This is a genomic window from Pseudomonas sp. SST3 (assembly GCF_003325755.1).
In genome coordinates this window covers 39,027-64,858 of the sequence record NZ_QORI02000002.1, presented here as the reverse complement: position 1 = coordinate 64,858, position 25,832 = coordinate 39,027, and the positions used below count along the sequence as shown (strand labels likewise).

Below are 25,832 nucleotides of genomic sequence, written 5' to 3'. Positions count from 1 at the left end.
ATCAACCGCATCGATTAGTGAGCTAACCAACTGCGTCGTACAATCGTCAGCCAATGTTTTGAGGAGTGTTTCATCCGTGCAGCCCGTGATCTCCATCGAACAGCTGAGCAAGACCTACGCGTCAGGACATCCGGCGCTCAAACAGATCGACCTGCAGATCCGCCAGGGCGAAATCTTCGCACTGCTGGGCCCCAATGGGGCAGGTAAGACCACACTGATCAGCATCATCTGCGGCATCGTCAATCCGGGTAGCGGGCGTGTGATGGTCGATGGCTTCGACATCATCAACGACTACCGCGAGGCCCGTTCGAAGATCGGACTGGTGCCCCAGGAGCTGTTCAATGAAGGCTTCGAAAGCGTCTGGGCCACGGTGCGCTTTTCCCGCGGGCTGTTCGGCAAGGCGCCGGATGATGCCTATCTGGAAAAGCTACTGCGTGATTTATCGCTGTGGGACAAGAAGAGCGCGCGGATCATCGAGCTCTCTGGTGGCATGAAGCGCCGAGTGATGATTGCCAAGGCGCTGTCGCACGAGCCGAACATCCTGTTTCTCGACGAACCCACCGCCGGCGTCGACGTGGAGCTGCGCCGCGATATGTGGGAGATGGTGCGCGGTCTGCGCGAGCGCGGGGTGACCATCATCCTCACCACGCACTACATCGAAGAGGCCGAGGAGATGGCCGACCGCATCGGTGTGATCAGCAAGGGTGAGATCATCCTGGTCGAGGACAAACAGGTGCTGATGCACAAGCTCGGCAAGAAGCAACTGACTCTGCATCTGCAGCGGCCGCTGACGGAGATTCCGAGCGAGCTGGCCGGGTATCCGCTGGAGCTGGTCGATTCCGGCAACCAGCTGGTGTTTACCTTCGATGCCCAGCACGAGGACACCGGGATTGCCGACCTGCTCAGGCGCCTCGCCGAGCACGGCATCGATTTCAAGGATCTGCAATCGAGTCAGAGTTCGCTGGAAGAAATCTTCGTCAGTCTGGTAAAGGGCAGCCGCACATGAATTTCCATGCAATCCGTGCCATCTACCTGTTCGAGCTGGCGCGCACCTGGCGCACGCTGTTGCAGAGCATCGCTACACCGGTAATCTCAACTTCGTTGTACTTCGTGGTGTTCGGCTCGGCCATTGGTTCGCGTATGGAGGCGATGCATGGCATCCCTTACGGCGCGTTCATCATCCCCGGCCTGATCATGATGGCGCTGTTGACCGAAAGCATCTCTAACGCCTCGTTCGGCATCTACATGCCGCGTTATTCCGGGACGATCTACGAGGTGTTGTCGGCGCCGGTCTCGTATCTGGAGATCGTCATCGGATATGTCGGTGCAGCGGCGACCAAATCGATCATCCTCGGCTTGGTGATCCTGCTGACCGCTCGGTTGTTCGTCGATTACGAAATTGCCCACCCATGGGTGATGGCTCTGTTCCTGGTGCTGACGGCGGTGACCTTCTGCCTGTTCGGTTTCATCATCGGCATCTGGGCGGATGGTTGGGAAAAGCTGCAGATCGTCCCGTCGTTGATCGTCATGCCCTTGGCCTTTCTCGGTGGCAGCTTCTATTCCATCGAGATGCTTCCGCCAGTCTGGCAAAAGGTCACGCTGTTCAATCCAGTGGTGTACCTGATCAGCGGGTTTCGCTGGAGCTTCTACGGGGTATCCGACGTTAACGTCGGCATCAGTCTGGCCATGACGCTGGGCTTCCTGGCGCTGTGTTTGGGCTTGATCTGGTGGATCTTCAAGACGGGTTATCGGTTGAAGAACTGAGCCGGGCGGGGCATCTCCATGCGCTGGCCGTCTTGTAGGGTGGGCTTCAGCCCACCGAATTGGCGGCAAGTCCGTGTGGTGGGCTGAAGCCCCACCCTACGGGTTGGGGCGGGTCGAGGCCGAAGCGGTGCCGCGGGGTGTCTGCCCTGTCAGGGCGGAAGATAGCCGTCGCACGTGCGAAAAAAAGCCCCGTCCGGCTCTCGCTGGCGGGGCTTTTTCATGCGCTTGGCCGTCTCGTAGGGTGGGCTTCAGCCCACCGAGTTGGCGACAGCTCCGCGGGGGTGAGCTAAACCCACCCTACGGGTTGGGGCGAGTCAGAGCCCAGCAGCCGCGCGCAAGGCGTCGGCCTTATCGGTCTTTTCCCAGGTGAAGGCGGTGAAGGTGTCGCCACCGACCGTCATTTCATAGGGATCGCGACCGAAGTGGCCGTAGGCCGCGGTGGCTTTGTACATCGGGTGCAGCAGGTCGAGCATGGTGGTGATCGCGTACGGGCGCAGATCGAAATGCTCACGAACCAGCGCAACGATCTTTTCATCGCTGAGCTTGCCGGTGCCGAAGGTGTTGATCGAAATCGAAGTCGGTTGTGCGACGCCAATGGCGTACGAAACCTGGATCTCGCAGCGCTCGGCAAGACCTGCGGCGACGATGTTCTTCGCCACGTAGCGGCCAGCGTAGGCAGCGGAGCGGTCGACCTTGGACGGGTCCTTGCCGGAGAAGGCGCCGCCGCCGTGACGGGCCATGCCGCCGTAGGTGTCGACGATGATCTTGCGACCGGTCAGACCGCAGTCACCCACCGGGCCGCCGATGATGAACTGGCCGGTCGGATTGATGTGGAACTGAGTGTCCTTGTGCAGCAGTTCGGCCGGGATCACGTGTTTGACGATCAGCTCCATCACCGCTTCCTGCAGGTCGGCATGCTTGACCTCAGGGTTGTGCTGGGTGGAGAGCACGATGGCGTCGATGCCGACAACCTTGCCGCCTTCGTAACGGCAGGTGACCTGGCTCTTGGCGTCTGGACGCAGCCACGGCAGCAGGCCGTTCTTGCGCGCTTCGGCCTGGCGCTCCACGAGAGCGTGGGAGAAGCGGATCGGGGCGGGCATCAGCACGTCGGTCTCGTTGCTGGCGTAGCCGAACATCAAGCCCTGGTCGCCGGCACCCTGGTCTTCAGGCTTGGTGCGGTCGACGCCCTGGGCGATGTCCACCGACTGCTTGCCGATGATGTTGATGATGCCGCAGGTGGCGCCATCGAAGCCGACTTCGGAGCTGTTGTAGCCGATGTCGATGATGACGTCGCGCACCAGTTGCTCAAGGTCGACCCAGGCGCTGGTGGTGACTTCGCCGGCAACGATCGCAACGCCGGTCTTGACCAGGGTTTCACAGGCCACACGGGCGTGTTTGTCCTCGGCGATGATGGCGTCCAGCACCGCATCGGAGATCTGGTCGGCGATCTTGTCCGGGTGCCCTTCGGACACGGACTCGGAGGTGAAAATCGAGTATTCGCTCATCTATCGGTTCCTAAATTACCGGTGGGTGAGTCGGCTGTCAGTGGCGGGCCGGGAAAAGTACCGGGCCTGGATCTGAAAACCGTTCTTCAAGCCAATGTAGAGGCTCTCGCCGGGCGTGAGCCCCGCGGCATCGGCCCAACGGGCCAGATCGTCCTGTTCGAAGCCCAACCAGAGATCGCCGCAGGCCTCCCTGGCCCAACTCTGGTTGTGGCTGCACAACTCGGTAATCAGCAGGCTGCCGCCCACGTTCACCAGCCGTGTCAGTTGCTTCATTGCTTCGCCCGGCGCTGCCAGGTGATGCAGAACCATGTTCAATACGACGCAATCGGCTGAAGGGCATTCGTCCTGCAGCGCGTCGGCGAGCTTCAGCTCGACATTGTTCAGCGCCTCTTGCTCGCAGCGTGCGAATGCCAGCTCAAGCATTGCTGGGCTGTTATCGACCGCTACCACCCGCGCGAATCGGTGCGCCAGCTCAGGCAGAAAGCTGCCATCCCCAGGCCCGACTTCGAGCGCTGTCGCCGTGGGTGCGAAATTCAGCGCATCGAGCAGCGCCACTACGCTATCGCGATATTGCGGCAGCCCGGCGATCAGGTCCTGACGAGCCTGAAAGCTGCCGGCCATGCGTGCGAAGAAATCTTCGCTGGCCGCGCTGCGCTGGGTATGCACCGCCGCGATTCGCGCCTGCACCTCGAGCGGCAGGCTCAACTGGTCGACTTCCTCCAGCAGGGCGGCGTGCAGTTTGCCACCGAGGCTGTCGCCCTGGGGCAGGGCTCGGCGGTAAAAGATCGCATTGCCTTCGCGCCGGGTCGCCAGCAGGCCGGCCTGGGTCAGCACCTTCAAGTGATGGCTGATACCGGATTGTCCGGTGGCGAAGATCTGCGCCAGCTCGAGCACACCGAACGAATCGTTGGCCAGCGCCCGCAGCACATTCAGACGCAGCGCATCGCCGCCGGCCTTGCACAGGGCGGCGAGCTGATCGCTGTCATCGAAGGAAATCTGGGGAATGCGCAGGCTCATAGGCCGCGCAGTCTAGTCGGTCAATTTTCGTCCAGCAATGGCTGTATCAAAAAGTTTTGATATTGGCTGGCCCCGCTATCAGTTGACCAAGCTGGTAATGCCCATGCCACAGGACACCAATCCAAGGGCGAGAAGGAAAAAATTCGGCAGCAGATCAAGCAGCTGCTGCAGTCCCTCGTGGCTGGACAGCTTTCGCGAGACCAGGCTGTAGGCAATCAGAATCGTCACGTCGACCAGCGCCCAGATAACGATCAGTGCTGTGGCTTGAGGTGCGAACGGCTGAGCGGGAAGAATGAAGCCCGGCAGGAAGGCGAGAAAGAACAGGATGTCCTTGGGGTTCGACAGGCCGACCGCCATGGCGCGCCAGAAATAATGGACATGCGACCGTGGGAGTTGCGGCTTTGTGTCGTCGCCTCCGCACAGGCCATCCGCGCCGAGCCAGATCAGATAAAGGCCGCCGAGCACCTGGCCCCATTCGAGAATGATCGGCTCCAGGTCGAGCGCCAGGTAGATCAGAATCAATGCTGCGATCAGCAGGAGCTGGGCGGAGAGCACGCCGCCAAGAATCGTCCAGGCTGGCCAGCTGCGCCGTGCATCGGCGATCACCAGCGCAACGACGGGTCCGGGCGAGGCGATCAGCAGTGCGACCGCGGCGGCAAAAGCGAGGTAGGTGGCGTTCATAGTTCGGTTACCAGTTCGAAGATGCGCGACTGCCTGCCCAGTTTTTCCGTGTAAAAGCGCAGGTTGCAGGTGGCGAAGGCGCGTTGCATCCAGCGGTCAGTGCCGTCGAAACGGGCCGTGAAGGGGCTGCGTGCGTGCGCGGTGCGGCGGTTGTCAATGATCAGCAGATCGCCACAGCTGAGGCGCACCGGCTCGACGACATCCCAGGCGATACCGTGCAGGGCATCGAGCGTGCGTTGGGCGCGGTCGCTGTAGGCGACCATGAACTGCGGATCGAAACGAAAAAAAGGTGCGTTGGGATCGCCATAAAGCACGGTTTGATGCTTGTTGATATCGATGCGCTGATTCTTCTCGGTCGCACTGTAATCGGAGAAGAAGTTGTATGGCTCGTTGAGCAGGAACGCCTGTTGCTCATAGCTCAGGCGCTCGAGAATGCGCTCGATCGAGGCAACGTAGGTGATCGCTTCGGCCGCCGGATCCTGGCGTAAGCAGAGAAGGACGAGGTAGTCCGGCTGGATGGCGTGAAACGCGTTCTCGGTATGCAAATCGAGTTCGGTATCGAAGCTGTCCGAGGTCGCGGTGCGCGATTGCGTCTGGTGTGGAAAGAAATTGTTGACGATGCCGCCGTTGGACTCCTGGACGTAGCCGATCGGCTCGCCGAGCAGGGCGGTGGCCTGAAGTAGCAGGCGTTCGCTGCGATCGTCGGTCTTGCAAAGCGCCTCACGTGACACTGGAGTCGCCGGAATGTCGCCGATGGGCATGTCGGGCAGCAACAGAAATCCCTGAGGATTTCCGAATAGTCTGAATTTGAGAATCTGTTCGGTCTGTGCCTGGCTCAGCCCTCCGGTGCTGATACTGGAAGCCAGAAGTTCATCGATGGGGTTGGACATATCATCCTTACCTGTTGTTAATGAGGGTCCTGGTTGGCAGGGCTTCGCTACCGACCCCGCGAAGCGAGTATTGGTGCGTGTCGGAGGGTTTCAAAATGGATAATGCGAGCGGTTACGATGAGTTTTACTCATGCCGAGGGGCTGGGGTATGACGTTGCGTCTGCCGCCCCTCTACGCGCTACGTGCCTTCGAGGCCGCCGCACGTTTCAGCTCGTTCACCCAGGCGGCGAACAGTTTGTGCATCACTCAGAGCGCAATCAGTCGCCATGTCCGTACTCTGGAAGAAAGCCTTGGTTGTCAGCTGTTCGAGCGCCATGGCTCCCGGTTGGCGCTGACCGACGCCGGTCGCCGGCTGGCAGGCGACCTCAAGCACGGTTTCCGATTGATCGAGAGTGCCTGCGTGGCGGTCAGCCGTCAGGGCGGCGCGTTGCGCCTGAAGGCGCCTTCCACCCTGACCATGCGCTGGTTGCTGCAGGTGCTTGATGGTTTTCATGCCGAACATCGTCAGGGGCGGGTACACCTGACCAGTGCCTGGATGGACCTTGACGAGGTGGATTTCTATGGCGAGCCGTTCGATTGCGCGGTGCTGCTGGGCAACGGTGATTTTCCGGCCGAGTGGCGCAGCGTAAAGCTGTTCGATGAATGGCTGGTGCCGGTCTGTTCTCCCGCGATCTGCACTGACAGGCCCTGGGATGCCGAGACGTTAGCCGCTGCTGAATTGATTCACCCGTCGCGCGATTGTCGCGACTGGCGGCGTTGGCTGGAGCGGGTAGGGTTGGGCGAGGCGGTGGACTGGCGCAAGGGCACGCTGTTCGACACCCTGGAGCTGGGTATCTCGGCCGCGGCGCTGGGCCATGGCGTGTCCATTGGCGACCTGGCACTGGTGGGCGCCGAGCTACGCCGCGGAACCCTGGCATTGCCGTTCGATACGGCGTGCGCACCGGCGACAGTTATTACCTGGTCTGGCCCACGCGTAGCGAAGAACACAGCATGCTGGCCCGCATGCGGGATCATCTGTTGGCGAACCTGCCAGAGCCCCAGCAACCGGGCATGCGGCTGCTGGACTGAACGGAGCCTCCGCCTACGCGCCGCAGGAATGCCCGCAGAGGTCCACTGGATCCCGAAGACCAGGCAAAAGCATTCACCAGCGGTCGCATCTGTCATTGCCCTTGCATGCCCCGGTGGGCGAAAATGCTGGCCTTTTTCCGAGTACACCCGCAGGAGATTCAGCGATGCCCAGCCGTCGTGAGCGAGCCAATGCCATCCGCGCCCTCAGCATGGATGCCGTGCAGAAAGCCAACAGCGGCCACCCGGGTGCCCCCATGGGCATGGCGGACATCGCTGAGGTCCTCTGGCGCGACCACTTGAAGCACAGCCCGACCAACCCGCTGTGGGCCGACCGTGACCGCTTCGTACTGTCCAACGGTCACGGTTCGATGCTGATCTACTCCTTGTTGCATCTGACCGGTTATGACCTGTCGATCGAGGACCTGAAGAACTTCCGTCAGCTGCACAGCAAGACTCCCGGCCATCCCGAATTCGGCTACACCGCCGGCGTCGAGACCACTACCGGGCCGTTGGGCCAGGGGCTGGCCAATGCTGTCGGTTTCGCCTTGGCCGAAAAGATCATGGCGGCGCAGTTCAACCGTCCCGGCCATGAAATCGTCGACCACAACACCTATGTATTCATGGGCGATGGCTGCCTGATGGAAGGCATCTCCCACGAGGTCTGCTCGCTGGCCGGCACCCTCGGACTGAACAAGCTGATCGGGTTCTACGATGACAACGGCATCTCTATCGATGGTGAAGTCCACGGCTGGTTTACCGACGACACCCCACGCCGCTTCGAGGCCTACGGCTGGCAGGTGATCCGCAATGTCGATGGCCATGACGCCGACGAGATCCAGATCGCCATCGACACCGCCCGCAAGAGCGACCGCCCGACGCTGATCTGCTGCAAGACCATCATCGGTTTCGGTTCGCCGAACAAGCAGGGTAAGGAAGAGTCGCATGGCGCTGCGCTGGGCGATTCGGAGATTGCGCTGACCCGCGAGGCGCTGGGATGGAAGCACGGCCCGTTCGAGGTTCCCGCCGACATCTATGCCGAGTGGGATGCCAAGCAGAAGGGCGCCGAAGCGGAAAATCAGTGGAACAAGCGCTTCGCCGCTTATGAAACCGAATTCCCTGCGCTGGCTTCAGAGTTCAAGCGGCGCATGGCCGGGGAGTTGCCGGAAGACTTCGCCGAAAAGGCGTCACAGTTCATTCGTGAGGTGGCAACCAAGGGCGAAACCATCGCCAGCCGCAAGGCCAGCCAGAATTGCCTCAACGCCTTCGGTCCGCTGCTGCCGGAGCTGCTTGGTGGCTCAGCGGACCTCGCTGGCTCCAACCTGACCCTGTGGAAGGGCTGCAAGCCGGTGGTTGCCGAGGATGCCTCGGGCAACTACATGTATTACGGCGTGCGCGAGTTCGGCATGAGCGCCATCATGAACGGCGTCGCCCTGCACGGCGGGCTGATCCCTTACGGTGCGACTTTCCTGATGTTCATGGAGTACGCCCGCAATGCGGTGCGCATGTCGGCGCTGATGAAGCAGCGTGTGCTCTACGTGTTTACCCATGACTCGATTGGTCTCGGTGAAGACGGTCCGACTCACCAGCCGGTCGAGCAGCTGACCAGCCTGCGCACAACACCGAACCTCGATACCTGGCGTCCGGCCGATACCGTCGAGTCGGCGGTGGCCTGGAAGCATGCCATCGAGCGCAAGGACGGCCCGAGCGCGCTGATCTTCTCGCGTCAGAACCTGCCGTATCACATCCGTGACAACGAAACCGAAGCTGCCATCAGCAAGGGTGGTTACATCCTCAAGAACTGCGTCGGCGAGCCTGAGTTGATCCTCATCGCCACCGGTTCGGAAGTCGGTCTGGCCGTTCAGGCCTATGACAAACTCACCGAGCAGGGGCGCAATGTACGTGTGGTGTCCATGCCGTGCACCAGCGTCTTCGACGCCCAGGACGCGGCCTGGAAACAGCAGGTATTGCCGGTCGAGGTTGGCGCGCGTATTGCCATCGAGGCGGGCCACGCGGATTACTGGTACAAGTACGTCGGACTCGACGGTCGCATCATCGGCATGACCACTTACGGCGAATCGGCTCCGGCCGGTCAGCTGTTCGAGGAGTTCGGTTTCACCGTCGACAGCATCCTCAGCGTCGCCGAGGAGCTGCTGGAAGACTGAGTAGCAGCTGGAGGCCTGAAGCTGGAAGCTTGAAGCAAAAGCAGCCGGGGACAGGCTTAAGGGATCACAGCAGCTGAGAAGTTGCGGCTGGACGTTGGAAGTGACAGCGGCACGAACACTTCCGGCCTCCGGCTTCCAGCTTTCAGCTCGCCCAGAGACGAGCCGCGAATGCCCCGAGTTCCCTCTTACCGCGTCGCCCTGAACGGCTACGGCCGCATCGGCCGCTGCGTACTTCGTGCCTTCCATGAGCGCAATGGGGCATTCGATTTCGACTTCGTCGCCCTCAACGATCTCGCCGATATGGCGAGTCTCGAATATCTCACTCGCTTCGACTCCACCCATGGTCGCTTCCCAGGCGAGGTGGCCGTTGAGGGCGATTGTCTTCATATAAACGGTCACTGCGTAAAAGTCCTGCGCGAGCCGACGCCGGAAACGGTCGATTGGCGCGCTCTGGGCGTTGACCTAGTGCTGGAATGCTCCGGCGCCTACAACACCCGCGCCGGCGGCCAGCGCTTCCTCGATGCCGGTGTGCCGCGGGTACTGTTCTCGCAGCCCATGAGCGGCGCCGCGGATGTCGACGCCACGGTGGTGATGGGCATCAACCAAGAGCAGCTGACCGGCGCCGAGCGACTGGTGTCCAACGCCTCCTGCACCACCAACTGTGGCGTGCCGCTGCTCAAATTGCTTAACGATGCGGTCGGGCTGGAATACGTTTCGATCACCACCATCCACTCGGCGATGAATGATCAGCCGGTCATCGACGCCTACCACCACGACGATCTGCGCCGCACGCGTTCGGCTTTCCAGTCGGTGATTCCAGTATCTACCGGGCTGGCGCGTGGTATCGAGCGCTTGCTGCCGGAACTCTCGGGGCGGATTCAGGCCAAAGCCGTGCGGGTGCCGACGGTGAACGTATCCTGCCTGGATATCACCCTGCAGATGTCTCGCGATACCGATGCGCAAACGATCAATCAGATACTGCGCGAGGCAGCGGAATCCGGACCGTTGAAGGGCCTGCTCGCGTACACCGAGCTGCCCCATGTCAGCTGCGATTTCAACCACGACCCGCATTCGGCGATCGTCGATGGCAGCCAGACGCGCGCCTCCGGGCCTCGGCTGGTGAACCTGCTGGCCTGGTTCGATAACGAGTGGGGTTTCGCCAACCGTATGCTCGACGTGGCCGAACACTATTTGCGTGTCGCCCACCGCGCCTAGCCGGTCGCACCTAGCCAGCCGCATTGAATAGACATCGCCGTTTGAACTTAAGGAAGATGACATGACCGTTTTGAAAATGACCGACCTCGACCTCCAAGGTAAGCGCGTGCTGATTCGCGAGGACCTCAACGTGCCGGTAAAGGACGGCGCGGTGAAAAGCGATGCGCGCATTCTGGCTTCGCTACCGACCATCAAGCTGGCGCTGGAGAAGGGCGCAGCGGTGCTGGTCTGCTCGCACTTGGGTCGTCCCGAAGAGGGCGTATACAGCGAGGAAGACAGCCTCAAGCCGGTCGCCGACTACCTGAGCAAGGCGTTGGATCGCGAGGTGCCGCTGGTCAAAGAGTATCTGGACGGCGTTCAGGTGCAGGCCGGTGAGCTCGTGTTGCTGGAAAACGTGCGCTTCAACAAGGGCGAGAAGAAGAACACCGACGAGCTGGCGCAGAAGTACGCCGCGCTCTGTGATGTCTTCGTCATGGATGCCTTTGGGACCGCGCACCGTGCCCAGGGCTCGACCCACGGCGTAGCCAAGTTCGCCAAGGTTGCCTGCGCCGGCCCACTGCTGGCCGCCGAGCTGGACGCCTTGGGCAAGGCACTGAAGAGCCCGGCCAAGCCGATGGCTGCTATCGTTGCCGGCTCTAAGGTCTCGACCAAACTGGATGTGCTGAACAGCCTGAGCACGGTTTGCGATCAGCTGATCGTGGGTGGCGGCATCGCCAATACGTTCCTCGCCGCCGCCGGTTTGCCGGTGGGCAAGTCACTCTACGAAGCCGATCTGATCGACACTGCCAAGGCCATCGCGGCCAAGGTCAGCGTACCGCTGCCGGTCGATGTGGTGGTCGCCAAGGCCTTTGCCGAAGGCGCCGAAGCCACGGTCAAGGCCGTCGCTGATGTGTCCGACGACGACATGATCCTGGATATCGGTCCGCAGACCGCCGCCAACTTTGCCGGGCTGTTGAAGTCGTCGAAGACCGTTCTCTGGAATGGCCCGGTTGGCGTATTCGAATTCGATCAGTTCGGTGAGGGCACCAAGGTGCTGGCCAAGGCCATCGCTGAGAGTCCGGCATTTTCCATCGCGGGCGGCGGCGACACGCTGGCGGCGATCGACAAGTACGGTGTTGCAGAGCAGATCTCCTATATATCCACTGGCGGCGGTGCTTTCCTTGAGTTCGTCGAGGGGAAGGTCCTGCCTGCGGTAGAAATTCTCGAACAGCGCGCCGCGCAATAAGTGTCTGCGCCGGAGCCGCTTCGGCGCCTCCGGCGCAACAAGCGTAACCGTGGAAGCAACCCCTGGGGTTTGGTGCTGTCTCTGTTCTGTCCGAACAAGGAATGGAGGTTCACCATGCGTTATGCCGCTATCGCTGTTTGCTGTCTTGGGCTGGCCGGTTGTGCCGGCGGCGCGCCGGACTCGGCCTGCGAGGTGTTCGATCCTCCGCCAGTGGAAAGCCCCACGGCACAGAACGACCAGCGAGTGCAGATGCAGAGCACTGGCGATCCCACCGCGGGTACCGCTGCCGATGTTCGGGATTGCCCCTGAGCCGTTGCGGCCAAGCAAGGAGAAGCGATGAAAGGCCTGTTCATTCCTTTTGCTGCGCTGCTGATTAGTGGCTGTGGCCATTGGCAATCCGGTCCCGATGCGCCCTTCGTACGCTGGAAATGCCAGAGCCAGCAGAACATCGCCTGGCGCTATGCTGACGACAGTCATGAGGCCGTGGACCTGAAAATGGGCAATAGCGAGCAGGTTCATACGCTGCGCAAGGAACCTGCCACCCATGGTGCTTTCTATAGCGATGGCGTTGTGGCCTTCCATAACAAAGGTCATGAAGCGCTAGTCTTTCGGCTCGCTGATGACAAGCTGCTGGCCCATGGGTGCAGTGCTTCGCTGATCAGTCTCTGAAGGACGGTTATGCCATGCGCTGCGGGGCCGCGATGAGCGAATATGCGACGTTTTCGCCAGAGCTGATGGCTTTTGGCCCGTCCGCCACTACAATGCCGCGCCTATAGCGCGGTGCTTGAACACCGCCAGCCCCTGGGGCAGGCTTTACACGATTAATCGACCCTAACCGGGAGAAAGGAAAACATGGCACTCATCAGCATGCGCCAGATGCTCGACCACGCCGCCGAATTCGGCTACGGCGTGCCGGCCTTCAACGTGAACAACCTTGAGCAGATGCGAGCCATCATGGAAGCGGCCGACAAGACCGACTCCCCGGTGATCGTCCAGGCTTCGGCCGGTGCTCGCAAGTACGCTGGCGCGCCCTTCCTGCGCCATCTGATTCTCGCGGCCATCGAAGAATTCCCGCACATTCCGGTGGTCATGCACCAGGATCACGGTACCAGCCCGGACATCTGCCAGCGTTCGATTCAGCTGGGTTTCAGCTCGGTGATGATGGACGGCTCGCTGCGTGAAGACGGCAAGACGCCATCCGATTACGAATACAACGTCCGCGTCACCCAGCAGACCGTTGCCTTCGCCCACGCCTGCGGCGTGTCGGTGGAAGGTGAGCTGGGTTGCCTGGGCAGTCTGGAAACCGGTATGGCCGGTGAAGAAGACGGTGTCGGTGCCGAAGGCACACTGGATCACAGCCAGCTGCTGACCGACCCCGAAGAGGCGGCCGATTTCGTCGCCAAGACCAAGGTGGACGCGTTGGCGATTGCGATCGGTACCAGCCATGGCGCCTACAAGTTCACCAAGCCGCCAACCGGTGACACCTTGTCGATCCAGCGTATCAAGGAGATCCACCAGCGCATTCCCGACACCCATCTGGTGATGCATGGTTCCTCCTCCGTACCGCAGGAGTGGCTCAAGATCATCAACGAGTACGGTGGTGACATCAAAGAAACCTACGGCGTGCCGGTCGAGGAAATCGTCGAGGGCATCAAGTACGGCGTGCGCAAGGTCAACATCGACACCGACCTGCGATTGGCTTCCACCGGTGCGATTCGCGAGTTCATGGCGAAGAACCCCAGCGAGTTCGATCCGCGCAAGTACCTGGCCAAGACCGTGACAGCCATGCGCGACATCTGCATTGCTCGTTACGAGGCATTCGGCACTGCTGGTAACGCCTCTAAGATCAAGCCGATCTCCCTGGAAGGCATGTTCGAGCGCTACGCGCGCGGCGAGCTAGATCCCAAGGTCAACTGAGCCTGAAGCATGGAAGAAGAGCCCGCCTTGTGCGGGCTCTTCTGTTTCCGGGGCAAGGCGCGGGAGTTGGTTTCGGCGGGCTAAAGGTTGCGGCGAGCGTCAGGCCAGCAGTTGTTGGATCCGGCTGTGCAGGCAATCCAGCGAGAAGGGCTTGGCAATGATCGGGGCGGAGCGGGCGATCGGGCTGCCGGATTCGTGAATTTCGATCGGATAACCGCTGATGAAGATGACCTTCAGGTCTGGCCGTAGCTTGAGCGCTGGCTCGGCAATCATCACGCCGGAAACGCCACCCGGTAACCGGAAATCTGTCACCAGCAGGTCAAGCTGCGGCTTGGTCGCCAGGATCTCGAAAGCCTGAACGGAATCCGCTGCTTCAAGGACCTTATAGCCTTCGCCGGCGAGATAGTCGGATAACAGGCAGAGAATATGGGGTTCGTCCTCGACGAGCAGGACAACTTTGGCGGGTGCTTGGCTCATCGGAGATGATTCTCAACGATCTTTATGAAGTTATTGTTTCAGACGGTATTAATTACGGCCAAACGAACATATTGGAGCCTTGTGGAGTTTCACAAGTTCAGGGGTCGCGTCGATCCGACAAGCCTTTGTTTTGTAACTACCGAAGTCGCGCGCGCATTGGCAACCAAGACCATGCATCGCTAGGCTCGGCATTATTCATCTTTGGAGCCACCATGACTGACGAAAACGCCCATACCATCGCAGACCGGACCCTGGATGACTACCGCGCCAACGCCGAGGCGTTTCGCGACGGGACGCGCGACCATGATGTCAGCCAGAATATCGATGCGTTGCTGCGACACATCCATGGCGAGCCGCCATTTCGCATCCTCGACCTGGGTTGCGGGCCTGGGCGCGACCTCAAGGCTTTCACGGCACGTGGCCATATCGCCGTCGGGCTGGATGGTGCCGAACCCTTCGTGAACATGGCGCGAGCCGAGACCGGTTGTGAGGTTTTGCATCAGGATTTCCTGCAATTGGATCTACCGCCCGGAGCGTTCGACGGAATCTTCGCCAATGCAGTACTGTTTCATCTACCCAGTCGTGAAATCGCCTCGGTATTGCTGAAGCTGCATACGGCGCTTCGCGATGGCGGGGTGCTGTTCAGCTCCAATCCCCGCGGCAGCAATCAGGAAGGCTGGAGCGGTGCTCGCTACGGCACTTGGTACGACTGGCCGACCTGGCGCGGCTTGCTGCAATCGGTCGGTTTCATCGAGCTCGAGCATTATTACCGGCCGACAGGCTTGCCCCGGGACCAGCAACCCTGGCTCGCCAGCGTCTGGCGCAAGGGGTGAGGCGGAAGACATCAGCAGTCGATGATTGTTCATCAAGCAACGCAGAATGCATGCCGCAAACCCGGTTTTCATGCGTTTTGCATGCATACAAAAGGCTATTATGTGACGCAAGTCACTGAATAGCCTGGATTTGTTGATCTCCTTCGGTTGGCACGAACGCTGCTCCATCAATGGATGCTGGACCATAACCGGAGTACACAATAATGATCGCCGCTGAAAAAATTCTCTCTGCCGCGTTTCCCGAGTTCGAAGTACTCACTGCATCTCGTCCGGATGGCGGGCTTCTACTGACGTTGCGTAACGATGATCGGGACATCATCAAGCGTGCTCTCTCGAAGGGTCAGACCCAGACCGATATTCAGCTGGAATGGGTCATCAGCTCGATTCGTCGTGACCTGGCGCTGGAAGCGGGTATGTCGCCGGCAATCGCCCGGTTGCAGAGTCAGAGCCGTACCGGATTGCCCACCTACGAGTACGCCTGAGTCGAGCGGTCGGCCCGCAGGCCGACGCGAACGCTGCGCAATCCAGCGCAGGCGATCCGACCGGGCCGAAGAGCCTGGGTGCTTCGCAAAGCCTGATAGCCATGAGGAAACCGCATGAACGCCATTGACCTGTTGATCGACGACCATGAGAAAGTGAAGGATATTCTGACGCGCCTGACCGATAGCACTGAGCGCGCTGTCAAGACCCGTACCGAACTGCTGCAGAAACTGGAAATGGAAGTCACCATACATACCCAGCTCGAAGAGCAGATCCTTTACCCCGCCTACAAGGAAGCCGGCGGCAAGGAAGAGCTGAAGATGTATCACGAGGCCAAGGAAGAACACCGCACGGTGGATTCGCTGGTGCTGCCCGATCTCAAGGCCACCGATCCATCCAGCGTCGAGTTCTCCGGGCGCGTCAAAGTGTGCAAGGAGTTGCTTGAGCATCACATCGAGGAAGAGGAATCGGAGATGTTTCCCAGCGCACGCGAGCTTTTCGACAAGGCCCGGTTGGAAGAGATGGGCCAGCAGATGTCCGAACTGCGAAACCGCTTGAAGAAGGAATTCAGCGCTAGCCAGGCTGCCTGACTCGTTCCGTTGCCGGGGCGCAACGCCCCGGTGGCGCCCCGGTGACATGGGCGGCAGGTTCTCGTTCAGGTGATCGATCAGTGGTGAATCACGGCCCGGCAATCGAACCGGTCTGTTTCCGAGCAACTGCCAGCGAACGGGGGTCCAGTAGGCACCGTTGGGCGGTCCACGCAGCTCCGCAGGGTCACTGTAGGGCACTCTGTTCTCTGCGCAGGGTCAGTCTCAGAAGGATTTCGATATCCGCTTTGCCGGCTTCGGTCGGCGCTCACTATCTGGAGATTACCTATGCGTCTTGCTTATCTATCTGCCCCTGTTCTGGGCCTGCTACTAGTCGGTTGTGGTGCGGATGAAGAACCAGAACGGGAACCGATGCCTCCGCAGCCCACCACTGAGCAGCCGGCTCCACCACAACCAACCACCACTCCGCCATCCGATACTGATGCGGGCGCCGGGATGGGTACAAGCCCGGGCACCACGGGTACCGGGGTTGGCGCTGGCCCTGAGACGGGTGCCGGAAGCGGCATGACCACAGGTCCCTCGGGGGACATGAGCACGGCGCCGGCCGACAACGGCAGCGGTCTGGGTACCGAGTCGGGCGCCGGCACCGCGCCTAATACTACTGGCACCGGTACGGGCGCCGCACAGTAAGCAAAGTCAATCCATTGAGGCGGCCTCGTTATCTGGCGAGGCCCCTACAGGAGATCCGTATGACGTCGAAACGCATTGCCATCGCCGCTGCGCTACCGCTTTCGCTGGTGCTTGCCGCCTGCTCCCCCGAGGAGCCTTCGGCAATGGACAACGTCAGCGAAAACCAGCAGGAATACCAGAACACCGCGACCGATCCAGCCGGGCCGCGTGAGGTTTCACCGCCGTCGAACATGTCCAACGAGTGATGGTGCGCTCCGCGGCCCTGGTGTCACCGCCGCGGGGCGTTACACGTACTGCGCCGCCGCATAGCCAGACGCCCAGGCCCACTGGAAATTGAAACCGCCCAGGTGGCCGGTGACATCCAGCACCTCGCCGACGAAGTACAGACCCGCTGCCTTTTGCGATTCCATGGTTTTCGAAGACACCTCTCGGGTGTCCACGCCGCCCAACGTCACTTCTGCGGTGCGATAACCCTCGGTGCCCGCCGGCACCAGCTGCCAGTTGCCCAGTCTGTCCGCGATCGCTTCGAGCTCGGCCGGGGTGTATTGCTTCAGCGGTCTGGAAGCGAACCAGTGCTCGGCCAGCAGCCCAGCCATTTTTCGAGTGAACAGCTCGCCGAGCAGCGTCTTGAGCTCGGTGTTGGGTCGTTCGCTTTGTTGTTGGGCCAGCCACTCGGGCAGGTTCAGATGCGGCAGCAGGTTGATCTCGATGACGTCACCCGGCTGCCAGTACGAAGACACCTGCAGGATCGCCGGCCCGGAGAGTCCTCGATGGGTGAACAGGATGTTCTCGCGGAACGTCTGGTCATTGCAGCTGACCAGGCAATCCTCGACCGACGTACCGGATAGCGCTTCGCACATACCCTTGAGTTGCGGCTCGGTGATGGTAAATGGCACCAGGCCGGCACGGGTCGGCAGCACGGTGTGACCGAACTGCCGCGCGATCTGATAGCCGAAGCCACTGGCGCCCAACGTGGGGATTGACAGCCCTCCGGTGGCGATCACCAACGACTGACAGGTGACGTCGCCGATGCTGCTGCGCAACAGATAGCCGTCTTTGGTTTTCTCAACGGACTGCACGGCGGTGTTCAGGTGCAAATCGACGCTGGCCTGCCGGCATTCGGTCAGCAGCATGTCGAGGATGTCGCTGGCCTTGTTGTCGCAGAACAGCTGGCCAAGCTTCTTCTCGTGATAGCGCACGCCGTGACGGCTGGTCATCTCGATGAAATCCCATTGGGTGTAACGTGCCAGAGCGGATTTGCAGAAATGGGGATTGGCGGACAGAAAGTTGGCTGGCTCGGTGTAAATATTGGTGAAGTTGCAGCGACCACCACCGGACATGAGGATCTTTTTGCCGGCCTTGTTGGCATGGTCAAGCAGCAGCACCCGACGGCCTCGCGCCGCCGCTGTGAACGCGCACATCAAGCCGGCTGCGCCTGCACCAATCACCACTACGTCCGTCTGCAACACTGCTCACCCCGGCCACGCCTGAAAACGCGGCATGGTACTCCCCCGGCTCGGTCGTTGCAGTGTCCATCAGCGATGGGAGCGGCTAGCCTCGGATAAGCGGCCCGATTCAACGGCGGGCCGGCGGTGCTTGGCCATTATCAAGAGTGGGACAGAACGTCGTGAAACGAACATGGGCCCTGCTGGTGGCGGTACTGATGATAAGCACACCCATGGCTCAGGCCGAGGTGCTGCGTCTGGCTGGCAACGCCTGGCCGCCGTATACGGATCAGCGCTTGCCGGGTGATGGTCTGTCGGTGGAGCTGATTCGCACCGCGCTTGGTCGCGAGGGCTACGAGGTGGACTACATCGAGGTGCCTTGGGAGCGCGCACTGCTGGGGCTTCGGTATGGCATCTACGACATGGTCAACGCCTGGCCTGCGTCGGGCCGAATGGAATACGGCAGCTACTCGCGGCCCTTTCTGACCAATCGCGTGCGCTGGATTCAGCGGCGCGATCAGAACATCGCATACAGCGACTTCGATAGCTTGATTCCGTATCGGATCGGGCTGGTTCGCGGTTATGCCTACAGTGAGGCGTTAAAAGACGATCCCCGGCTGAACAAGGGCTATGCGTCCAGCTTCGTTCAGCTGGCCAAGATGCTCGGCGCAGGACGAATCGACCTGACGCTGGAAGATGAGCGCACGGTGTTGTTTCATCTGCACCGAGAGCTCAGGCACCTGCAGGACGCCTATCGGTTTGTGCCCGGGGCGTTCAGCTTGCTGGACCTCTCGCTGGTGGTGCGCACAGACCATCCGCAGCGGGAGGAGATCCTCGCCACGTTCAATCGTGGGATCGAAGCGATGGTGGCGGATGGCAGCTATGCCGAAATCTTTCATCGCTATGGGCTGCCGGCCCCGGTGTCGCTGCCTCAGCCCTGAGGTGTCGGTAACTGGCGAACCAGGTGGCTGACCATGCTGCGCAGCGGGGCGAGCTGACGGCAGATCAGGCCCAGCTGGGTTTGTAGCAGACGGTGTGCATCCTCCCTGTCTTCCGGCGCCTGTTCGAGCTGCTGCGCTAGGGTCTCTTCCTCTTCGCTGTAGACCGCCACCGGCTGATTGCTCTGCAACGATGCCGCCAGTTCGTCGAGGCTGTCGGCCAGGCGTTGCGCGGCGCTGTCCAGCAGCTCGTCACGCGCGTCGTCGGGCAGGCTTTCACGATGCGCGCCCAGCCCTGAGAGGTAATTGAGCAGCGTGTGCGAGAGGATCAGAAAGCGAAACCCGGTTTCGGCGTCCTTTCGGAAATGACCGGGCTCCAGCAGCATGTTCGAGAGCGTCGTCGAGAGGGCGGCATCAGCGTTGTGGGCGTTCCGGCGAGCCAATCGATAGGCGAGATCGTCGCGCTTGCCGCTCTCGTACTGGCGCATGATGTGACGCAGGTAGTCAGCGCTGCGGCTGAGGGTATTGGCAACCACCAGATTGAGGCGGCGGCCCTGCCAGTCTGGCAGGATCAGAAAGACCGCGGCAGCGGCGATCAGGCTGCCCAGCAGAGTATCGATCAGGCGCGGCCAGATCAGCCCGTAACCGTCACCCACCTGATTGAAGCAGAACAGCACCAGCAACGTGATCGCCGCAGTCGCCAGCGTGTAACGGCTGCTTCGTGTGGCGAAGAACACCACGCCGGCAACCACGGCGAACAGCGCTTGGACCTGCTGGCTGGGGAACAGATCGAATAGCGCCCAGCCCACCACCAACCCCAGTATGGTCCCGGTCACGCGCTGCACCAGCTTGATCCGTGTCGCACCATAGTTCGGCTGGCAGACGAACAAGGTCGTCAGCAGCACCCAGTAACCCTGTTCCGGATGAATCGCGTGCAGCACTGCATAGCCACATACCAGCGCCAGGCTGATGCGCAGGGCGTGGCGAAACAGCAGCGAGGTAGGCGTCAGCTGCAAACGGATGCGTGTGAAAGCGTCGCGTATCGACTGCGGGTCACGGTCCAGCAGGCTGCTGTCCTGTTCGCCTACCAGGGCGTCAGGATTGCTGGCGCTGGCGAGCTGGCGCTGCATCGTCGACAGGTTGCCCGACAATGCGCGCAGCGAACGCAACAACCCGCGCCAGGCCGGATTGCTCTGCATCCGCAAATGTTCCAATGACGATTCGAGATCGGCCAGCGCCTGGGCATTGGCTTCGCTGTAGCAAAATGGCAGGCGCAGCTGAATGGCATTAGCCAGGTCGGCGCAGGCCACGCCCTGCAACCGCAGCAGCCGTCCACAGCGGAACAGCACGTCGCTATGGAAGAACGCCTCGGCTAGCGCCTGATACGGATAGTGCGAGGAACTGACGCGCTCGTGCAGATCCTGCGCGAGGAAATAAAGCTTGAGGTAATGGCTGATCTTGACGCCCGGACGACCATTGCCGAGGCGATGCAGCAGGGTTTCCTTGGTGGCGTTCAGCGCGCTGACCACTCGCCCGTTTTGCCGCGCCAGCTGCAGTCGACGCTCCTCCACGTCGAGCTGGCGCACCGGCTCGAACAGCGCGGCCTTGAGCTTGAAATACTGACCCAGCTCCCGGTAGAGCCTGGCCAGGCTCTGCTGCACCGGTTGATGAGAGAACAGGGCGTTCCAGAGCACCGACAACAGACCGTACCAAGTCGCCCCGGCGAGTAGCAGCAACGGATCACTCCAGGGATGGAGCGCGGCGCCGCTGCGCTGATCGGCGGCGATCATGCTGTATATGGACAAGATCAGCGTGGCTTGGGCAATGGTTGCGTAACGTTCCCCCAGCGCTCCCAGCATCACCAGCACGAAAGCCGCCACGGCCATGCCGGTGACGAACAGCAGCGGATAGGGGAACAGCAGCTGCACTGAGACGGCTGCGACGCTGAAGCACAGCAGCGTAACCAGCAGTGCCGAGAGGCGGCCGACCCAGCTGTCGTCGGTTTCCGCCAGCGCGCTGGCAATTACCCCAAGAAACAGCGGAATGGCCATCGAGGGCCGTTCGAGATACCAGCTCAGCCCCATGCTGCTAGCCAGTGCGATCAATACACGCAGGCTATAGCCGAATTTTTCCAGGGCCCAGAGTCGGCGCAGGGAATGGCTGAGCGATGGTGAGCGCATAAGACGATCGGTTCTGGCTGTAGGAAGTGATTGGACGCCCGAGGCGATCGGACGTCACCGCTTGTGTGGCAAAGCTTATACCGACCTTCCGTCCCGCATCACCGGAACGCCATCGATCGGTCATCGTTCTGCCGTATTCGGCTGGCTTCATTCATGCGCCCCTCCCCATTCCGATAACAGAGGACATCGCATGAACCGTGAACATGATGCCAGCGTCGTAACCTGCTCAAGGGCAGCGCCATCGCTGCCGTGGTCGCTACCACGCCCTTTCTCGGTACGTTGCAGGCCTTCGCTGCACGCAACGGACAAGGTCGCGGCGCCGGTCTGGTTCGTAGCAGCTACGGCCCGCTGCGGCCGACCAAGGATCTGAGCACGGGTCTGGAACTGCTGCAGCTGCCTGATGGTTTCCAATATAAAAGTTTTTCCTGGACTGGCGACTTGATGGAAAACGGCCAGCCGGTACCCACGTCCCACGATGGCATGGGCGTTATCGATGTGCGACGCGGTGCCAATGGCCCCGAAGTCGTGCTGGTGCGCAACCATGAGGCCAGCACTGGCCCGCTGATCGAAGCCAATGGAGTCTATGATGGCGTTACCCTTGCCAACGGTCAGCGCCCGGCCGGCGGTACTACCAATCTGTACGTCCCTCGCGGTATCGATCAACCCGTGCGTACCCTGCCGAGCCTTGGCGGTACTCGCACCAACTGCGCCGGTGGCGTGACCCCGTGGGGCACCTGGCTGTCCTGCGAGGAGACCACCGCCGACTACAGCAGCGTCGGCGGCCGGGCACACGGCTATGTCTTCGAAGTCACCGCTGATCCTGCCTTGACCACCGGTCAGCCGATCATCCAGATGGGTCGCTTCGCCCACGAGGCAGTGGCGGTGGATCCGAGCAACAGCTACGTCTACCTGACCGAAGATGCTCGCAACCGTTCCGGTTACTATCGCTACGTTCCAATCGACGCCAGCCAGCAGCCCGGCTCACTCCTGGCGGGTGGAATCCTGCAGGCCGCACGGGTTCGCAATCATGCGCTGGCCGATCTGCTGACGCCGAAACAGGGCGACAGCTATCAGCTCGAATGGGTTGAAGTACCGAATCCGGACCTCGAACCACAGCCTGAAGGCAGTGGCCCCTTTGCCCAAGCCCGTCGCGCAGGCGGCCTGAGCATGAGCCGCGGCGAAGGCATCTGGTACAGCGAAGGCAAGCTGTTCATTGTCGATACCAGTGCCGGTACCGATGCTAACGGACGTGCCGGTTATGGCAACGGCGCGGTATGGATGCATGATCTGGCGACTGATCGGTTGACCTGCATTTTCGCGTCCACGGACGAGGAGATCGCCAACAACCCCGACAACATCACCGTCAGCCCACGCGGCGGCCTGCTGCTCTGTGAAGATGGCGGTGGTGTGCAGGACGACTTCGGTTTTGGGGAGCGTCTGCTCGGGCTGACCACGGCGGGCGAGGCTTACATCTTCGCCAAGAACAATGTGGTTTTTGATGACATTCAAGCCGCTGCAGCCGGTAAGAATGTATCCGGCGGGGATTACCGCAACCGTGAGTTCGCTGGTGCCTGTTTCGATCCGACCGGACATTTCCTGTTCGTCAACATCCAGACCCCAGGCATCACCTTCGCTATCTGGGGCCCTTGGGCGCGCGGGTCGTTGTAGCGGCAGCTGGGCGCGCAGGGTGGATGTCGCTTTTTACATCCACCTTGGCCGGTCGGGCGGTTCGACGAAGCGAACCACCCGACGCTCTGGCATCCCGCTTATAACTGGCGGACTTTCAACGAACGGCCCTTGATTTTTCCGCCATTGAGGCGGCTCAGAGCTTGCTTGGCGACACCGCGCTCCACTGCGACAAACGCCTGGAAATCGAAGATCGCGATCTTGCCCACCTGGGTACCGGGGATCCCCGCATCGCCGGTGAGTGCGCCGAGAATGTCGCCGGGGCGCAGCTTCTCCTTGCGGCCGGCACCGATGCAGAGGGTGACCATTGGCGGCTGCAATGGCTCGCCAGGTTGCGCTTTCAGATCGCTTAACGGTCGCCAGTTGAGTGGCGCCTTCTGCCGCTCCTGGATGGCCCGGGCACGATGTGCTTCGGCAGGCGCGACCAGGCTGATGGCAATGCCCTTCTTGCCGGCGCGTCCGGTCCGCCCGACGCGGTGGATATGAATTTCGGAATCGCGGGCCAACTCGACGTTGATCACCATGTCCAGCGCGTCGATATCCAGGCCGCGCGCGGCGACGTCGGTCGCTACCAGCACCGACAGGCTGCGGTTGGCGAACATCGCCAGAACCTGATCACGATCGCGTTGCTCGAGGTCACCGTTGAGTGCCATGGCCGAAATGCCCTTGGCGCTGAGTTGGTCGACCAACTCCTGACATTGCTGCTTGGTGAAGCAGAAGGCGACGCAGGTTTCCGGGCGAAAACTGGCGAGGATGCGTACCACAGCGTCCATCCGGTCATCCGCATCGATCTCGTAGAAGCGTTGTTCGATCTGCGAATCGTCATGCAGCGCCTCGGCCTTGACCTGCTGCGGGTCGCGCATGAAAGTCGCCGAGAGCTGCTTGATACCGGCTGGGTAAGTGGCCGAGAACAGCAACGTCTGGCGCTTGCTCGGGGTCTGCCCGATGATCTCGGCGATCGCATCGTAGAAGCCCATGTCGAGCATGCGATCGGCTTCGTCGAGCACCAGCGTGTTGAGGCCGTCGAGTTTGAGCGTGCCCTTTTTCAGGTGTTCCTGAATGCGTCCGGGCGTTCCGACGATGACATGGGCGCCATGCTCCAGCGAACCGATCTGCGGACCGATGGACACGCCGCCGCAGAGCGTGAGGATCTTGATGTTGTCGGCCGAACGCGCGAGCCGCCGCAGTTCCTTGGCCACCTGATCAGCCAGCTCGCGGGTCGGGCACAGAACCAGCGACTGGCAGCCAAAATAGCGTGGGTTGAGTGGTTCGAGCAGCGCGATGCCGAAGGCGGCGGTCTTGCCGCTACCGGTCTTGGCCTGTGCGATGAGGTCCATGCCCTTGAGCATCACGGGCAGACTCTGGGCCTGAATCGGCGTCATCTCGGTGTAGCCGAGTGCGTCGAGGTTGGCCAGCGTTGCAGGGCTGAGGGGAAGGGTGGCGAAGGCTGAACTGGGCACGGTGGTCATCTGCAGGGGAAGTGGTGGGCAGTCTAACAGGCCTGTGTGGTCGTCGCGTGGCAACCGGCGGAGCGGGCCACGGTGTGCGGAACAGATGAAGGCACAGTGGGTCCCAAAGACATCATTGGATACCCTAGGAGGCTGTCTTGTCCCGTTTGTTGTTGCTGCTGAGCGCGTTATCCCTTCCCGCTGTAGCGGCTGCAGAGCCAACGCTCTTCGGCCGGTATGAACAGATCAAGATCGAGGACCTTGGCAAGACCCTCAAGGCCAAGATGGACACCGGTGCGATGACCGCCTCGCTGTCAGCGCGTGATATCGAGCGCTTCGAGCGCGACGGGGAAGACTGGGTGCGCTTCCGCCTGGCCGTTGAAGGCGCTGGAGACACGCTTTATGAACGCCCACTGGCGCGTATCGCCGAAATCAAGACTCGCGCAGAGGAGGCTGATCCCGACGATGACACCGACCTCGAACGAGGGCCCGACGTCGCCGAGCGGCCCGTGGTGGAAATGCAACTGTGCATCGGTGATCGGTTGCACGAGGCGGAGGTCAACCTCACCGATCGCAGCCATTTCCGCTATCCCTTGCTGATTGGCGCCACCGCGATCCGCGACCTCCAAGCCGCCATCGATCCTGCGCAGAAGTACACGGCGGGACGTCCGGCCTGCTAGGCCCGTCAGATAAGCAGGGGCGTGTCCGTGGCGGTCGAGTCTATAAGCGTGGGCTCGGCCGAGGCGGGTATGCGAGAGGGGCGGGCCGGGTCTTCTGTGTCTGCTGTTGTGTCGACAGGTTTTTAAGGTACCGATCAACGCTAAACAAAGCGGCGAAAGGTGGTGCTAGAAGCTATCAATCTTTAAGGTGCGGGTAGTTAAGGGTGACTGTCGTCACGTATCGCCTCTCTTGTTTACTGTTAGCAGACAGTTTCTATTGATTTAATAAAACTACGTTGCAGTTAAATTATTGGCGCGGCATGTGATTGGCTTGTTTTTATCAATACTGCCTAAGCTCTTGGGCCAAATTTCGGGTAACAACCCTACAGTTTCGATAGTGCAAATAGCTCAATGACTTTTGTGACCGGCGAGTCAATTCATGCGAGCGGACTTGCGGATCACATTCGCTCGAACAAATGCCCTTCATTCCCTGTGGTTTTGTCAGGGCTCGGCTCTGTTTATATGTTGCAAGGCGAGCTTTGTACCGCCAGTTGTACGGCCGCCTAAGATGCTCCGCGAAGGCCTGCTCTGCATGACTCCTTGAGCCACGAAGATTCGCGTGTCCGCCGCTGATATAGAGCTGTCAGACTAAAGTCGGGGCTATCCTTTCGCGACTCATCCTTGTTAGATTCACGATGTGGTTCCCTTTACCCGTAATAAAAATAAGACGGAGAACGTCATGGCCGACGCCGATAAAGAAAATGCTGCTGCGTACTGGAAGGCGAACGTTCGCCTCATAACATGGAGCCTTGTGGTCTGGGCTCTCGTCTCATATGGCTTTGCTATCCTCTTGCGCCCGTTGTTGTCCGGTATCCCGGTCGGCGGAACAGATCTGGGGTTCTGGTTCGCCCAACAAGGTTCGATCATTACGTTCATTTTGATCATCTTCCACTACGCGTGGCGGCTGAACAAACTGGACAAGGAATTCGGGGTCGAGGAGTAAG

At 60.9% G+C, this 25,832-nt stretch carries 25 protein-coding genes and 1 pseudogene; 18 read left to right on the top strand and 8 right to left on the bottom strand.

Annotation, left to right across the window (positions count from 1 at the left end; translation table 11 throughout):
• The first annotated feature begins 76 nt into the window (after nucleotides 1-76).
• Nucleotides 77-1,006 (top strand): ATP-binding cassette domain-containing protein, encoded by a 930-nt coding sequence (locus tag DQ405_RS02500; protein WP_168422784.1) that lies wholly within the window; start codon nucleotides 77-79, stop codon nucleotides 1,004-1,006.
• Nucleotides 1,003-1,764: an ABC transporter permease gene (locus tag DQ405_RS02495; protein ID WP_073299140.1), complete on the top strand. Its 762-nt coding sequence runs from the start codon at nucleotides 1,003-1,005 to the stop codon at nucleotides 1,762-1,764. Before DQ405_RS02500 ends, DQ405_RS02495 begins: the two co-directional genes overlap by 4 nt.
• 314 nt (nucleotides 1,765-2,078) lie before the next feature.
• On the opposite strand, the gene metK is transcribed toward DQ405_RS02495, so the two are convergent.
• The 4 genes from metK to DQ405_RS02475 form a co-directional block, all read right to left on the bottom strand.
• Nucleotides 2,079-3,269, bottom strand: a complete 1,191-nt coding sequence (gene metK / locus DQ405_RS02490; RefSeq protein ID WP_168422783.1) for a methionine adenosyltransferase — start codon at nucleotides 3,267-3,269, stop codon at nucleotides 2,079-2,081.
• A gap of 15 nt (nucleotides 3,270-3,284) precedes the next feature.
• Entirely contained in the window at nucleotides 3,285-4,286 is a 1,002-nt protein-coding gene (locus tag DQ405_RS02485) for an ArsR/SmtB family transcription factor (RefSeq protein ID WP_168422782.1), read from the bottom strand.
• A gap of 78 nt (nucleotides 4,287-4,364) precedes the next feature.
• Nucleotides 4,365-4,967, bottom strand: coding sequence for a LysE family translocator (locus tag DQ405_RS02480; RefSeq protein WP_168422781.1), 603 nt, complete (start codon nucleotides 4,965-4,967; stop codon nucleotides 4,365-4,367).
• Nucleotides 4,964-5,857 (bottom strand): TauD/TfdA family dioxygenase, encoded by an 894-nt coding sequence (locus tag DQ405_RS02475; RefSeq protein ID WP_168422780.1) that lies wholly within the window; start codon nucleotides 5,855-5,857, stop codon nucleotides 4,964-4,966. The genes DQ405_RS02480 and DQ405_RS02475 overlap by 4 nt, the downstream gene beginning before the upstream one ends.
• 148 nt (nucleotides 5,858-6,005) lie before the next feature.
• Here DQ405_RS02475 and DQ405_RS02470 point away from each other — a divergent pair.
• From DQ405_RS02470 to fba, 7 genes and pseudogenes are all read left to right on the top strand, one after another.
• A pseudogene (locus DQ405_RS02470) lies at nucleotides 6,006-6,925 on the top strand (LysR substrate-binding domain-containing protein).
• A 164-nt stretch (nucleotides 6,926-7,089) separates the two neighbouring features.
• The gene (tkt, locus tag DQ405_RS02465) at nucleotides 7,090-9,087 is read left to right on the top strand and encodes a transketolase (RefSeq protein WP_168422779.1); all 1,998 of its coding nucleotides are present in this window, start codon (nucleotides 7,090-7,092) and stop codon (nucleotides 9,085-9,087) included.
• 168 nt (nucleotides 9,088-9,255) lie between these two features.
• Nucleotides 9,256-10,302 carry an erythrose-4-phosphate dehydrogenase gene (gene epd, locus DQ405_RS02460; RefSeq protein WP_168422778.1) on the top strand — a complete coding sequence of 349 codons (1,047 nt, stop codon included), beginning with the start codon at nucleotides 9,256-9,258 and terminating at the stop codon, nucleotides 10,300-10,302.
• Between the two features lie 61 nt (nucleotides 10,303-10,363).
• On the top strand, nucleotides 10,364-11,527 hold the full coding sequence (locus DQ405_RS02455; protein WP_168422777.1) for a phosphoglycerate kinase: 1,164 nt from the start codon (nucleotides 10,364-10,366) through the stop codon (nucleotides 11,525-11,527).
• 114 nt (nucleotides 11,528-11,641) lie between these two features.
• Nucleotides 11,642-11,836: a hypothetical protein gene (locus DQ405_RS02450; RefSeq protein WP_168422776.1), complete on the top strand. Its 195-nt coding sequence runs from the start codon at nucleotides 11,642-11,644 to the stop codon at nucleotides 11,834-11,836.
• 27 nt (nucleotides 11,837-11,863) lie between these two features.
• On the top strand, nucleotides 11,864-12,196 hold the full coding sequence (locus tag DQ405_RS02445) for an MliC family protein (protein WP_168422775.1): 333 nt from the start codon (nucleotides 11,864-11,866) through the stop codon (nucleotides 12,194-12,196).
• 183 nt (nucleotides 12,197-12,379) lie between these two features.
• Complete coding sequence (gene fba, locus DQ405_RS02440) at nucleotides 12,380-13,444, top strand: class II fructose-bisphosphate aldolase (protein WP_045163956.1); 1,065 nt, start codon at nucleotides 12,380-12,382, stop codon at nucleotides 13,442-13,444.
• A gap of 99 nt (nucleotides 13,445-13,543) precedes the next feature.
• Here the strand turns inward: fba and DQ405_RS02435 are convergent, their stop codons facing one another.
• Nucleotides 13,544-13,921 carry a response regulator gene (locus DQ405_RS02435; RefSeq protein ID WP_168422774.1) on the bottom strand — a complete coding sequence of 126 codons (378 nt, stop codon included), beginning with the start codon at nucleotides 13,919-13,921 and terminating at the stop codon, nucleotides 13,544-13,546.
• A gap of 212 nt (nucleotides 13,922-14,133) precedes the next feature.
• Here DQ405_RS02435 and DQ405_RS02430 point away from each other — a divergent pair, with 212 nt between their 5' ends.
• From DQ405_RS02430 to DQ405_RS02410, 5 genes are all read left to right on the top strand, one after another.
• Nucleotides 14,134-14,754: a class I SAM-dependent methyltransferase gene (locus DQ405_RS02430; RefSeq protein WP_168422773.1), complete on the top strand. Its 621-nt coding sequence runs from the start codon at nucleotides 14,134-14,136 to the stop codon at nucleotides 14,752-14,754.
• 203 nt (nucleotides 14,755-14,957) lie between these two features.
• Nucleotides 14,958-15,236, top strand: coding sequence for a DUF3509 domain-containing protein (locus DQ405_RS02425; protein WP_168422772.1), 279 nt, complete (start codon nucleotides 14,958-14,960; stop codon nucleotides 15,234-15,236).
• 114 nt (nucleotides 15,237-15,350) lie between these two features.
• Complete coding sequence (locus DQ405_RS02420; protein WP_168422771.1) at nucleotides 15,351-15,824, top strand: hemerythrin domain-containing protein; 474 nt, start codon at nucleotides 15,351-15,353, stop codon at nucleotides 15,822-15,824.
• A 285-nt stretch (nucleotides 15,825-16,109) separates the two neighbouring features.
• Entirely contained in the window at nucleotides 16,110-16,472 is a 363-nt protein-coding gene (locus tag DQ405_RS02415; RefSeq protein WP_168422770.1) for a hypothetical protein, read from the top strand.
• Nucleotides 16,473-16,531: 59 nt separating this feature from the next.
• A complete protein-coding gene (locus tag DQ405_RS02410) occupies nucleotides 16,532-16,717 on the top strand; it encodes a hypothetical protein (protein WP_168422769.1) in 186 nt (61 codons plus the stop codon).
• A gap of 39 nt (nucleotides 16,718-16,756) precedes the next feature.
• Here the strand turns inward: DQ405_RS02410 and DQ405_RS02405 are convergent, their stop codons facing one another.
• Nucleotides 16,757-17,941 carry an aminoacetone oxidase family FAD-binding enzyme gene (locus DQ405_RS02405; protein ID WP_168422768.1) on the bottom strand — a complete coding sequence of 395 codons (1,185 nt, stop codon included), beginning with the start codon at nucleotides 17,939-17,941 and terminating at the stop codon, nucleotides 16,757-16,759.
• A 158-nt stretch (nucleotides 17,942-18,099) separates the two neighbouring features.
• On the opposite strand from DQ405_RS02405, the gene DQ405_RS02400 reads away from it, so the two are divergent.
• Nucleotides 18,100-18,858 carry a substrate-binding periplasmic protein gene (locus DQ405_RS02400; RefSeq protein ID WP_342030392.1) on the top strand — a complete coding sequence of 253 codons (759 nt, stop codon included), beginning with the start codon at nucleotides 18,100-18,102 and terminating at the stop codon, nucleotides 18,856-18,858.
• On the opposite strand, the gene yccS is transcribed toward DQ405_RS02400, so the two are convergent.
• Entirely contained in the window at nucleotides 18,849-21,035 is a 2,187-nt protein-coding gene (gene yccS, locus DQ405_RS02395; RefSeq protein ID WP_168422767.1) for a YccS family putative transporter, read from the bottom strand. The two genes, DQ405_RS02400 and yccS, sit on opposite strands and share 10 nt — an antisense overlap.
• Before the next feature lie 249 nt (nucleotides 21,036-21,284).
• Here yccS and DQ405_RS02390 point away from each other — a divergent pair, with 249 nt between their 5' ends.
• Entirely contained in the window at nucleotides 21,285-22,703 is a 1,419-nt protein-coding gene (locus DQ405_RS02390; protein ID WP_342030391.1) for an alkaline phosphatase PhoX, read from the top strand.
• Nucleotides 22,704-22,801: 98 nt separating this feature from the next.
• Here the strand turns inward: DQ405_RS02390 and dbpA are convergent, their stop codons facing one another.
• Nucleotides 22,802-24,181: an ATP-dependent RNA helicase DbpA gene (gene dbpA, locus DQ405_RS02385; RefSeq protein ID WP_168422766.1), complete on the bottom strand. Its 1,380-nt coding sequence runs from the start codon at nucleotides 24,179-24,181 to the stop codon at nucleotides 22,802-22,804.
• A 146-nt stretch (nucleotides 24,182-24,327) separates the two neighbouring features.
• Between dbpA and rloA2 the strand changes: the two genes are divergently transcribed.
• Nucleotides 24,328-24,849: a retropepsin-like aspartic peptidase RloA2 gene (gene rloA2, locus DQ405_RS02380; RefSeq protein WP_168422765.1), complete on the top strand. Its 522-nt coding sequence runs from the start codon at nucleotides 24,328-24,330 to the stop codon at nucleotides 24,847-24,849.
• A gap of 718 nt (nucleotides 24,850-25,567) precedes the next feature.
• Nucleotides 25,568-25,831: a DUF4212 domain-containing protein gene (locus tag DQ405_RS02375; protein WP_045163945.1), complete on the top strand. Its 264-nt coding sequence runs from the start codon at nucleotides 25,568-25,570 to the stop codon at nucleotides 25,829-25,831.
• The last annotated feature ends 1 nt before the right edge of the window (nucleotide 25,832 follow it).

Coding starts and splice junctions, on each gene's coding strand:
- DQ405_RS02420 (WP_168422771.1), top strand. CDS start 15,351: ATGAACGCCATTGACCTGTTGATCGACGACCATGAGAAAGTGAAGGAT.
- epd (WP_168422778.1), top strand. CDS start 9,256: ATGCCCCGAGTTCCCTCTTACCGCGTCGCCCTGAACGGCTACGGCCGC.
- DQ405_RS02430 (WP_168422773.1), top strand. CDS start 14,134: ATGACTGACGAAAACGCCCATACCATCGCAGACCGGACCCTGGATGAC.
- DQ405_RS02445 (WP_168422775.1), top strand. CDS start 11,864: ATGAAAGGCCTGTTCATTCCTTTTGCTGCGCTGCTGATTAGTGGCTGT.
- yccS (WP_168422767.1), bottom strand. CDS start 21,035: ATGCGCTCACCATCGCTCAGCCATTCCCTGCGCCGACTCTGGGCCCTG.
- fba (WP_045163956.1), top strand. CDS start 12,380: ATGGCACTCATCAGCATGCGCCAGATGCTCGACCACGCCGCCGAATTC.
- DQ405_RS02480 (WP_168422781.1), bottom strand. CDS start 4,967: ATGAACGCCACCTACCTCGCTTTTGCCGCCGCGGTCGCACTGCTGATC.
- DQ405_RS02375 (WP_045163945.1), top strand. CDS start 25,568: ATGGCCGACGCCGATAAAGAAAATGCTGCTGCGTACTGGAAGGCGAAC.
- DQ405_RS02455 (WP_168422777.1), top strand. CDS start 10,364: ATGACCGTTTTGAAAATGACCGACCTCGACCTCCAAGGTAAGCGCGTG.
- tkt (WP_168422779.1), top strand. CDS start 7,090: ATGCCCAGCCGTCGTGAGCGAGCCAATGCCATCCGCGCCCTCAGCATG.
- DQ405_RS02495 (WP_073299140.1), top strand. CDS start 1,003: ATGAATTTCCATGCAATCCGTGCCATCTACCTGTTCGAGCTGGCGCGC.
- DQ405_RS02475 (WP_168422780.1), bottom strand. CDS start 5,857: ATGTCCAACCCCATCGATGAACTTCTGGCTTCCAGTATCAGCACCGGA.
- DQ405_RS02415 (WP_168422770.1), top strand. CDS start 16,110: ATGCGTCTTGCTTATCTATCTGCCCCTGTTCTGGGCCTGCTACTAGTC.
- DQ405_RS02485 (WP_168422782.1), bottom strand. CDS start 4,286: ATGAGCCTGCGCATTCCCCAGATTTCCTTCGATGACAGCGATCAGCTC.
- DQ405_RS02450 (WP_168422776.1), top strand. CDS start 11,642: ATGCGTTATGCCGCTATCGCTGTTTGCTGTCTTGGGCTGGCCGGTTGT.
- DQ405_RS02425 (WP_168422772.1), top strand. CDS start 14,958: ATGATCGCCGCTGAAAAAATTCTCTCTGCCGCGTTTCCCGAGTTCGAA.
- metK (WP_168422783.1), bottom strand. CDS start 3,269: ATGAGCGAATACTCGATTTTCACCTCCGAGTCCGTGTCCGAAGGGCAC.
- DQ405_RS02410 (WP_168422769.1), top strand. CDS start 16,532: ATGACGTCGAAACGCATTGCCATCGCCGCTGCGCTACCGCTTTCGCTG.
- DQ405_RS02435 (WP_168422774.1), bottom strand. CDS start 13,921: ATGAGCCAAGCACCCGCCAAAGTTGTCCTGCTCGTCGAGGACGAACCC.